The following is a 9,774-nucleotide window of genomic DNA, read 5'->3' on the forward strand; positions in this document are numbered from 1 at the left end:
GAGCGGCGACCAGGTCCGAACGTTGATCTCGGCCAAGCAAGCGGCTCCTAACCAGTTCGCCGCCGACGAACAAGAATTGTGTGAGATTGCCGAAACGCTCGAATGGGTGGCTGATCTTCGCAAAGCCACCGCCTACTGGCAACAAGCCGCCGCTCCGTTGCCGTCATATCCGACGTTGGACGACCAGCGGGACGCCTCGTACTTGTTCGTGTCGCGCACATTCGAGGAGATGGTCAAACTCGACGGCCTCTTCGACTGGGAGCGGGGCGCTCAACTCATCGAAGCGATCAAGGCTGCCACCCCGCCCCCTATCGACGGGGAACCGTCCACCCCGTCCCAACGTCGAGCGGTTGCACTATTCGATCTCATCGTGTCCGATGGCGACAAACCAGCCACAACCACTTTGCTCGTCCACGTCAACGCCGAAACGCTCGCGGGCGACTACCCAACGCTGGCCGAGATCGGACGGGACGTCCTCGAGAAGTACACGGTTGACCGACTCGCCTGCGACGCCGACTTCCGGCGGATTGTGTTCGGCCCGAAGTCAGAAATTATCGATGTGGGCCGCAGGCTGCGCCTCGTCACCAAACCCATGCGCGACGCCATCACCGCCCGGGACCGCCAGTGCGCCTTCCCTGGCTGCGATCGCCCACCCCAATGGTGCGACGCCCACCACATCATCCCCTGGTGGGAAGGCGGACCAACCTCAACGGGCAACCTGATCCTGCTCTGCCGCCACCACCACACGCTCATCCACACCGGCACATTCACCCTGCGCGGCACCGGCCACCAACCAAAGTTCTATCGGGCGAATGGCCAGCCACTCGGCCGAACCGAATTCCTCGACACCGGATAGCGCGGACAGCCCACCAGGAGATAGCCATTTAAGGACCCGAACGCTGAACCAGCGCCTTGTTGAAGGTGCCTGATCAGCGCTAGGCGGTTGCTTCTACCGAAACTACGCCGGGGACCCGGTCCTGAAGGATGCGCTCAATACCGGCCTTAAGAGTCATCATCGACATCGGGCATCCACCGCAAGCTCCGACCATCTGGAGATTGACGACACCTTCTTCGACCCCGAGCAGCACGAGATCGCCGCCGTCAGCTTGGAGGGCCGGGCGAATGTACTCAAGGGTTTCGCTGAGGAGTTCGATATCGACTTCCTCTAGCGGCTCGGTTGAACTCGTCTTGATCGTTACTTCGGTCATGTCGCCCTGAACAACCTTCCACAGGTCTCGAATATTTCACAATGGTACTTCACGATGCCGACAACACCGAGTTGAACGTCCCCGAACTGCCGTCTGGATAGCGAATCTGTCCGACCACCCGAAGTGATCCGGTGCGGTCGACCGGCCAATAGAGACGAACCGGACCCCTATCCACGGTTGTCCAGTGCGTAACAAACACCACTTTGTCACCCCGATAGACCACAACCCTGGCTTCTCCCGGCTGGGCAACGAACCCGGCCACGGTGATAATCCCTTCTCCAGAACGGACGTCGACCGCCATATCCGCCAATTCGGCGGGGACATCCCATCCGGGAGGCGGGGAGACTTTGACCCGTTCTCCGACTGGCTCCATTCTCCACGGTCCTTCGATTCCCGAGGCAGCCAACTGACCGTCGAGATAGACATCAACCACGCCCGAGACAACCTCGATCTCGTCGAGCTTCCAGCCGAGCCCGACCGAAATGAGGTCAGGGAAATCGAATTCGGAGGGGGCCAGTCCGCCGTAGTAGTGGGCGAGGATCTCGCGATACGTATCGCCGGCATCGGCTCGCGCCTTGGCTCCGAACTGGGACATGCCGACAAGGTGGCCCCAGCCGTTCCCGGTGATAACAAATTCAGCGCGGTTCGGAGGACGATCAAACGAACCGTGCTCAATCACGACTCGTTGTTCGATCTCAAATGTCGGAGACAACACGACCTGCGGGTAGCGTCGCCCGTCAGGACGGAGGGCAGGGAAATCTTCGGGAAATAGGCGCTCAGCCCATCGGTTCATGACATTCCGGAAGTTCCAAGTGTCGGTCGCACGCAGACCCGCCGAAGACAAGACCTCGACCGTCGACGGACCCTCCCCATCGGGAGATACTTCGACACTCACGTCGAACAGCACCTCACCACTCAGGCCGGCATGTTGGAGGATCTCGGTGAACTGCTCGATGGGAATTCCATAGGACCATTCAACAAACGGGCTGACTTCATCCGCGGAATCAACCGCCCGGAGATACGGGAGATCGGCCGAAGATTTGAACACATCTCCCACATTGCGGGTACGTCCGCCAGTGGTCGATGAATAGAGCGCCTGAGCCGGAGCGCCGTCATACATGAGTATTTCACCGGACGTCTCACTGACTGCCTCAGCCCACCTCGGGTCCCCGCCTCCGAGATACACCTGGCAGGCGGTGGTAGCGCAGATGTCGAACCCGTAGGTGGCGCCACTGCCTGCTCGACCGCGACTCAGCGTCCAGGCGAGGTAGGTACGAGCCGCCACCGCTTGGGCTTTCAGGGATTCGAGCGGCCACTCAGCGGGCACTTCGCGGATACCCACCAGGTAGTTCTCCGGCTCCAACTCAGAAATCATCACAAGGCCACCCGCTCGAGCCTTGATTTCCATCCGACCGGGGTATTGCTGACCTTTCCATTCGAGGATGTCCCCGTCGACGGGGACAAGGTCGATACGACTGGTAATGAACGAATCGTCTGTCGACGGCTCAACGTCCGATACGTCCTGGGCCGCCATCACCGCGGCAAATGCCAGCACCAAGATGAGGAGACGCGTGGCCCTAGCAGGCCAATCGTTCGATTTGTGCTCCGAGCGAAGCCAGCTTTCCGACAAAATCTTCGTACCCTCTATCGATGTGTGAAATATCGCCAACCGTCGTGAACCCATCGGCAGCTAGACCGGCCAACACGAGTGCGGCACCGGCCCGAATATCGAACGCCAGAACCGGACATCCGGAAAGGGTGGGTACTCCACGGACTACGGCATGCTGCCATTCGGTGGTGACATCGGCTCCCATTCTCATCAGTTCGCCGATATACCGGAACCGCGAGTCGTAAAGGTTCTCGGTCACGATAGAGGTTCCGTCGGCCGTCGCAAGCAGGGCCACCATCTGCGGCTGCATGTCTGTGTGGAATCCGGGAAAAGGCAACGTGGCGAAATCGACCGCCGTGGCGCGCTTGGGGCCGGCAATCGCAAAGAAGTCATCGCCCCGTTCGATCTCACAGCCGACCTCTTCGAGCTTGCGTAACTCCATCCGCAGATGTGCGGGGTCACAGTTGCGGATCGTCACCTCTCCCCCGGTGATGGCTCCGGCAATCGCGTAGGTCCCGGCTTCGAGGCGATCGCCAATGACATGATGTTCGACCGGGTGCAGCGCCCCGACCCCTTCGATGGTAATGGTGTGAGTACCGGCGCCTGTGACGTTGGCACCCATGGCATTCAGCTGAACCGCTATGTCCTGGATCTCCGGCTCACGGGCCGCGTTGTTGATGGTCGTCACCCCATCGGCGATCACGGCCGCCAGGATCGAATTCTCCGTTGCACCAACCGACGGAAACTCAAGGTCAAGAGTCGCTCCCTTCAGTCGGCCATCAACCCAGCCGGTCAGCACACCATGCTCAAGCTTGAACTCAGCCCCCATCTGGCGCAACGAGTCAAGGTGCCAGTCAATTGGTCGACTTCCAAGGTCGTCGCCGCCGGGGAAAGCCACCCTGGCTCGACCCGTGCGAGCCAGTAATGGACCCAACACAACGATCGAGGCGCGCATCGCCCTGACCAGGTCCAGCGGCGCTTCGGGGTTGAGTTCGTCAGGGACCTGAACGGTCAACGTGTGACCTTCGAACTCACAGGAGGCTCCAATGTGATCGAGTACCCGACCCATGAGGGACACGTCAAGAATCCCAGGCACGTTGGTTAGCCGATGAACCCCGGGGGCCATAAGCATGGCAACCATCTCTTTTAGAACCGCATTCTTGGCGCCGAGCACTCCCACTTCACCTTTGAGGACGGAGCCGCCAGTCACCTTGATCTTCTCATCGATGTCCAGGGAGTTGGTCACAGCGGCATTGTATGTCGGACCATCGCACTGTCTCTGTGTTTGAGGCCACCGGGAACCTCTCGTCGTGCTCTCACCTGGTGTGTCAATAGTTGGATCAAACAAGCCATCGGTTTTCAACCCCCGGTAACGGGGACCCGGCTAGCGTCAAAACGTATGCGCGGCGCAGTTTGTTACCAGTTCGGGGAGCCCCTCGTCATCGAAGACCTGGAGCTAGATCCACCGGCCTCCGGAGCGATCACGGTCCGGGTGGCCGCCTGTGGCGTGTGCCACTCCGACATCCATTTCATCGATGGCGCCCGTGGTGGCCCTCTTCCAGCCCTCTACGGGCACGAAATCGCCGGGGTCGTCTCGGGAGTTGGACCGGGGGTGTCAGAACTGTTGCTGGGCCAACGAGTGGTTGCCTCGCTTATTCGCCGATGTGGAACCTGTCCGTTCTGCCGGCGCGGCCAATCCTTTCTATGCTCGGGTACCTTCGCCCTCGATTCGGAACCTCACATCACCGGACCACGCGGCCCGGTGAAGCCTGCGATGAATACCGGCGGCTTCGCAGAGTATGTAACCGTCGACCAATCCCAGATCGTGGCGATCCCATCAGATATACCTTTCCCGGTCGCATCGCTACTGGCCTGCGGAGTCATTACCGGGTACGGAGCAGTAACCAAAACGGCTTCCGTGGCCGGGGGCAGTTCGGTGGTCGTGATCGGTACCGGTGGCGTCGGACTGAACGCCATCCAGGGAGCGGTGGCAGTCGGAGCCGATCCACTCATCGCCGTCGACATCGTCGACGATAAGCTGGAGGTGGCCCGATCGTTTGGGGCAACCGAGACCGTCAACTCCTCGGAAGGCGACCCCGGCGCGGCCGTCCGCGACCTCACGAAGGGACAGGGGGCCGACTACGCGTTTGTGACGGTCGGCATCGGTCCGGTCATCGCTCAAGCCATCGATATGATTCGTCCCGGTGGCACCGTAGTTCTGGTGGGCCTACCCGCAGACGGGGTCATGGTTCCGGCCGAAGCCGCCAACCTGGCGAGTTATGCCAAGTCGATCATCGGATCGAAGATGGGATCTTCGACCATCGCCAACGACATTCCACATCTCATCGACGAATACCGGGCCAGGCGGCTGAAACTCGACGAACTGGTTTCGGGTGAGTTCTCGCTCGACAACATCAACGAGGCCATCGACGGAGCGAGACAGGGATCGGCCTTGCGAAATGTCATCGTCTTCGATTGAGGCCTCGATCAATCCATCCAGCGGCGCGGCTTCTGAGGCATGGCGGCTAACGTAACGCCAACCGCGAAGGAGATTTTGGTGCGCATCGCAATCGGGGCCGATCATGCCGGCTACGAACTCAAGGACAAGATGGCCAAACGTCTGGCCGAGGCAGGACACGCGGTCACGGATTTCGGCACCCACACGACCGATTCGGTCGACTACCCCGATTTTGCCGCGGCGGTGGCCAATGCAGTGCGCGATGGGCGATCTGAGCGCGGCGTGGTCATCTGCGGGTCGGGCGCCGGAGCGGTTATTGCCGCCAACAAGATCAAAGGGGTGCGAGCGTTGATGGGGTGCGACACCTACACCGCCCATCAGGCTGTCGAGCATGACGACGCCAACGTTATCTGCTTCGGCTCACGCACCCAGGGCGAACTCGTCACGTACGAAATCCTCGACGCGTTCATGAAGGCCGAGTTCATCCAAGAAGAGCGCTACGTGCGCCGCCTCAACAAGGTCAAGGCCCTCGAAGCCGACTAACCCTCAATTCGGTTGGCGGGCCGCAAGCCATTCGGCCAACCGGGCCATAATTTCTTCTTGCACCTGCTCGTTGGTCCGGCCGGAAGCCTTCCGAACCCGCATCGAATGGTCACCATCGGGCACCTCGAACGTTTCGGTGGTCGGAAGCGGTCTGACCCACCTGTCGAAGAGGGCCATCTGGGACAATGGGTCCCGGGTGCCGACCAGAAACAACATCGGAACGGTGATCCCGGGTAGGTGATCCTTGCGCAGTTTCTCTGGCTTGCCGGCCGGGTGAAGTGGATAGGAATGCAGGACTACCCCTTCGACGTCGGCGCCTTCGGCAGCTAGATACGTTCCCATCCTGCCGCCCATGGACCGGCCCATCAGGGCCACCCGTTCGGCGACATTGTCCTTGAACCAGGCAAGGGCTGCCCGGTGCACAGATAACAACCGCTCTTGGGGGTCCGGCCGCTTGCTGCCCCGTTCGGTGTAGGCGTAATTGAATGTCATTACCGGATATCCGAGCGCGCCGATTCCATCGCGTAGCCCGACCATCATCGGGTGGTCCTGATCGGTTCCCGCCCCATGAGCAAGCAGGACCCCGGGTCGCTTCTCACCTCGAATGAGGCGGCCGCTGACCGTTCCCCCGTCCCAGTCGATACTGACGGATTCGACCTTCATAGTGCCGAGTCGCTGTCGTCGCCGACCGCGAACACCGCCGAGTGGCCATGGCGTAACGTCGGCTTCATGACCTTTCCCGATGGGTTTCGAGGAAGCAGCTCCGTTCGGAACTCCCACTGACTCGGAACCTTGTATTGAGCAAGGTGCTCACTGGCATGAGCTGATAACTCATCGGCGGTCACATCGTGTTCTGTTTCGACAACAACCACGGCTTTGACCTCCTCGCCAAGCTCATCATGAGGCACTCCGATCACGGCAACTTCCACAACTTTCGGATGGGTCCCCAGCACGTTCTCCACCTCGACGCAGTACACGTTTTCTCCTCCCCGGATAACGACATCCTTGGCCCGATCGGTGATGTACAAGAATCCGGCGCCGTCGACATACCCCACGTCGCCGGTGCGGAAGAATCCGTCGACAAAAGCTTCGGAGTTAACCTCCGGCCGGTTCCAGTAGCCCGAGATGATGTTCGAGCCCTTCGCCCAGATCTCGCCCGTCGCGCCAACCGGTAGCGCCTGTCCGTCAGAATCGGCGATCTTCAACTCGGTGGTCGGGACCGCAACGCCGACCGAATTCGGGTGGTTGTGATAGTCGTCCCCCACATTGAGCGTTAGCAACGGGGAGGTCTCCGTGAGACCGTAGCCCTGAATCACCCGCCCTTGCAGACCGGGAAATACCCGCTCGATGCGGCGCAAGAGTGCCGGAGAACACGGAGCCCCTCCATACGAGATGGCCCTGACCGATGAAAAATCACGCCCGACGTACGCCTCCTCATCGATGATGCGGGCCACGATGGTCGGGACACCTCCGAACCTGGTGACCTGCTCTTGTTCAATCACCCGCCCGGCTTCCTGAGGGTCGAATCGACCGGGTGGCATGAACACCAACTTATGTCCGGCATAGACGTACGGGATCATCGTGGACAACAAAGCCGTGGCGTGGAACATCGGAACAACCGTCAGGTCGATGTCCTGCGGTTTCCTGTCTGACCGCTTGGTCGAGATCTCGTTCCGCTTCTGGTCTCGGGCGGCAGCCTTGTTCGCCTTGGCGACTGCCCCGAATACCGCGGCCGCGTTCATGAGGTTGGCGATGATGTTTCGGTGGCTGTTGGCCGACCCCTTTGGCCGTCCCGTGGTCCCGGACGTGTAAAACAAACCAGCCGGTTCGTCCTGATCTCGCAACGGCCCGAGCGCCAATGGCTCACTGGCCAGCACCTCCTGGATATGAAGAGCCCCATCAGGAACGTCGCCTTCCCCCCACACCACGATCCGACCTGGGGCCAGGCCCGCTTCCAGGGCAACCCTGGCGCGTCGCGCATCACAGAGGAGCAATTTCGTGTCGGAGTCGGCGATGCCGAACGCCAGTTCCTCGGCCCTCCACCAGGCGTTGAAAGGAACCGCCACACCATCGAGAGCAGTGATCGCCCAAAACGAAACGACCCAATCAGGGGCATTCGATCCAAGCACTGCAATTCGATCTCCTGGTTTCAAACCGAACCTGTCGGCCAAGCCCTTCGCGAGCAATAACGCCCGATCCATCGCCTGGGCGTAGGTGTAGCGAGTCTCGCCTTGAACCAGAAACTCGCGATCGCCGTGGTCCTTGCCTATCTCGATCAGGAAACTCAAGTGTTCTGGTTGAGTGAGAAACCCGAGCTGTTTGATACCACCGATCTCGACTTCCGTTAGTTCGAAGCGTCCTCCTGGTCCGGTTATTTCGCGCAGGTACGGGGCATAGACCGACATGACCGTGACCCTAGTGGGGCGGGTCGAGAAACGGCAGGTAGCTGTGGCTTCCTCGTAGAGTGGCGATCGAACGAAGAAGGATCGACCATGAATGTGATTGTGCTCCCCACGGCCGAGGCGCTCGGAAGATATGCAGCGAATTTCGTATCTGAAGAGATCCGCCGGTATGAGTCCGGACGGGTCAATCTCGGTTTGTCAGGTGGGTCCACTCCGATCGCCATGTACCAACACCTGGCCGACGCAGATCTCGATTGGGACCGGATTGACGTGTGGCTCTCAGATGAGCGATGGGTGCCCGAAGACGACGAGGAGTCCAACGCTCGCATGGCCCGCACCAGTCTCGATGCTCCAGCCACGTTCCACTTCCCGACCTTTGATAGTGCGACCCATCCCGACGACGCCGCCGCCGCCCACAGCGGCCAACTCCGAGCATTGATGGGCGAGAATTCCGGACCACACATTGTCCTCCTCGGCATTGGCGATGACGCACATACCGCCTCCCTCTTTCCTGGCACCGATGCTCTCGACCACGACGGCAATGCATATGTCGCCAACTGGGTGGAGTCCAAGAACGTGTGGCGATTGACGGCAACCATTCCGATGCTCCATGCGGCCGACCATCTCATCTTCCTCGTGTCGGGGTCCGAAAAGGCCGCGGCCCTGGCCGAGATACTCGAGGGCGAGTTGCCGGTCCCCGCCAAGGTGGTCGCCGACGGCGCCAGGAAAGTCACCTGGTTGATCGATGAGGCGGCCGCCATGCACCTCAAGACCACCAAGCTGACCCGCCTTTTCATCTGACACATGCACTGGCATCCAACCGACCCGATCGACTTTGAAGCGAGCACCGCCCGGTTCACCCGGTGGGGGGTGGACCTGTCCAACCTTGTCGAACATGGCACCTTCTATCGGGTAAGCAACCAGGGAGTGGCGTACGCGGCCCGCCAACTCGACGACGGGACGATCGATCTGCGCACGGCCGATCCGACTGACGAACCGGAAGCCCTAGGCGACCTGCAATGGCGACTCGGAGAAGTCATCGATCGAACCCCCCTCGCCGAGTTGTCAAATAGGGACCAAACAGTCGCCGACCTCATTGACCGGTACCCGGGACTACGACCACCGCTCCAGGTCGATCCGTTCCAATCGCTCATCACATCAATCACGGCTCAACAGGTCAATCTGGCCTGGGCGACGACCACCCGCTCGCGATTGATCGAAGCGTTTGGGGTGCCGCACCATTTGTTCGGAACGGTTGTCTGGCAGTTCCCCACCCCCGATGCTCTGGCGTCGGTTGATCCGGGCATGCTTCGCTCACTCCAGTTCACCACCCGGAAGGCGGAGTACATCGTCGGGGTGGCTCAGGCAGCTGTGGTGGGCGCCCTGAACGGACTTGCCGGGCTCGGAAATGAAGAAGTGATTCGCTCGCTCACCGAACTACGAGGCATCGGCCGCTGGTCAGCCGAATGGCTACTGGCCCGCTGCCTCGCCCGTCCCGACGTTATCGCCGCCGGTGACCTCGGCGTCCGCAAGGCGGTGAGCTATCACTACCGC

10 protein-coding genes are annotated in these 9,774 nt (G+C 60.8%); 5 read left to right on the forward strand and 5 right to left on the reverse strand.

Annotated elements, in window-relative coordinates; translation table 11 throughout:
- Positions 1-856: DUF222 domain-containing protein (locus JJE47_17635; GenBank protein MBK5269247.1), on the forward strand; the 856-nt coding region annotated here is incomplete at its 5' end.
- A gap of 79 nt (positions 857-935) precedes the next feature.
- Here the strand turns inward: JJE47_17635 and JJE47_17640 are convergent.
- The 3 genes from JJE47_17640 to murA are packed head-to-tail and all read right to left on the reverse strand — an operon-like array spanning position 936 to position 4,045.
- Entirely contained in the window at positions 936-1,208 is a 273-nt protein-coding gene (locus JJE47_17640) for a NifU family protein (GenBank protein MBK5269248.1), read from the reverse strand.
- Positions 1,209-1,257: 49 nt separating this feature from the next.
- The gene (locus tag JJE47_17645; protein MBK5269249.1) at positions 1,258-2,742 is read right to left on the reverse strand and encodes a SpoIID/LytB domain-containing protein; all 1,485 of its coding nucleotides are present in this window, start codon (positions 2,740-2,742) and stop codon (positions 1,258-1,260) included.
- Between the two features lie 43 nt (positions 2,743-2,785).
- Positions 2,786-4,045, reverse strand: a complete 1,260-nt coding sequence (gene murA, locus JJE47_17650) for a UDP-N-acetylglucosamine 1-carboxyvinyltransferase (GenBank protein ID MBK5269250.1) — start codon at positions 4,043-4,045, stop codon at positions 2,786-2,788.
- A 171-nt stretch (positions 4,046-4,216) separates the two neighbouring features.
- Here murA and JJE47_17655 point away from each other — a divergent pair, with 171 nt between their 5' ends.
- Both JJE47_17655 and rpiB read left to right on the forward strand, forming a co-directional pair.
- Positions 4,217-5,296 (forward strand): zinc-binding dehydrogenase, encoded by a 1,080-nt coding sequence (locus JJE47_17655; protein MBK5269251.1) that lies wholly within the window; start codon positions 4,217-4,219, stop codon positions 5,294-5,296.
- Positions 5,297-5,374: 78 nt separating this feature from the next.
- Positions 5,375-5,818, forward strand: coding sequence for a ribose 5-phosphate isomerase B (rpiB, locus tag JJE47_17660; protein ID MBK5269252.1), 444 nt, complete (start codon positions 5,375-5,377; stop codon positions 5,816-5,818).
- A gap of 3 nt (positions 5,819-5,821) precedes the next feature.
- Here rpiB and JJE47_17665 read toward each other — a convergent pair whose 3' ends face one another.
- Both JJE47_17665 and JJE47_17670 read right to left on the reverse strand, forming a co-directional pair.
- Positions 5,822-6,481, reverse strand: coding sequence for a dienelactone hydrolase family protein (locus tag JJE47_17665; GenBank protein ID MBK5269253.1), 660 nt, complete (start codon positions 6,479-6,481; stop codon positions 5,822-5,824).
- Positions 6,478-8,223 (reverse strand): acyl--CoA ligase, encoded by a 1,746-nt coding sequence (locus JJE47_17670; protein ID MBK5269254.1) that lies wholly within the window; start codon positions 8,221-8,223, stop codon positions 6,478-6,480. The genes JJE47_17665 and JJE47_17670 overlap by 4 nt, the downstream gene beginning before the upstream one ends.
- 87 nt (positions 8,224-8,310) lie before the next feature.
- On the opposite strand from JJE47_17670, the gene pgl reads away from it, so the two are divergent.
- Entirely contained in the window at positions 8,311-9,021 is a 711-nt protein-coding gene (gene pgl, locus JJE47_17675; protein MBK5269255.1) for a 6-phosphogluconolactonase, read from the forward strand.
- A gap of 3 nt (positions 9,022-9,024) precedes the next feature.
- Positions 9,025-9,774 (forward strand): DNA-3-methyladenine glycosylase 2 family protein (locus tag JJE47_17680; GenBank protein ID MBK5269256.1); only part of this gene is annotated, 750 nt, incomplete at its 3' end.

It is taken from the genome of Acidimicrobiia bacterium (genome assembly GCA_016650365.1).
GTDB lineage: Bacteria > Actinomycetota > Acidimicrobiia > Spongiisociales > JAENVV01 > JAENVV01.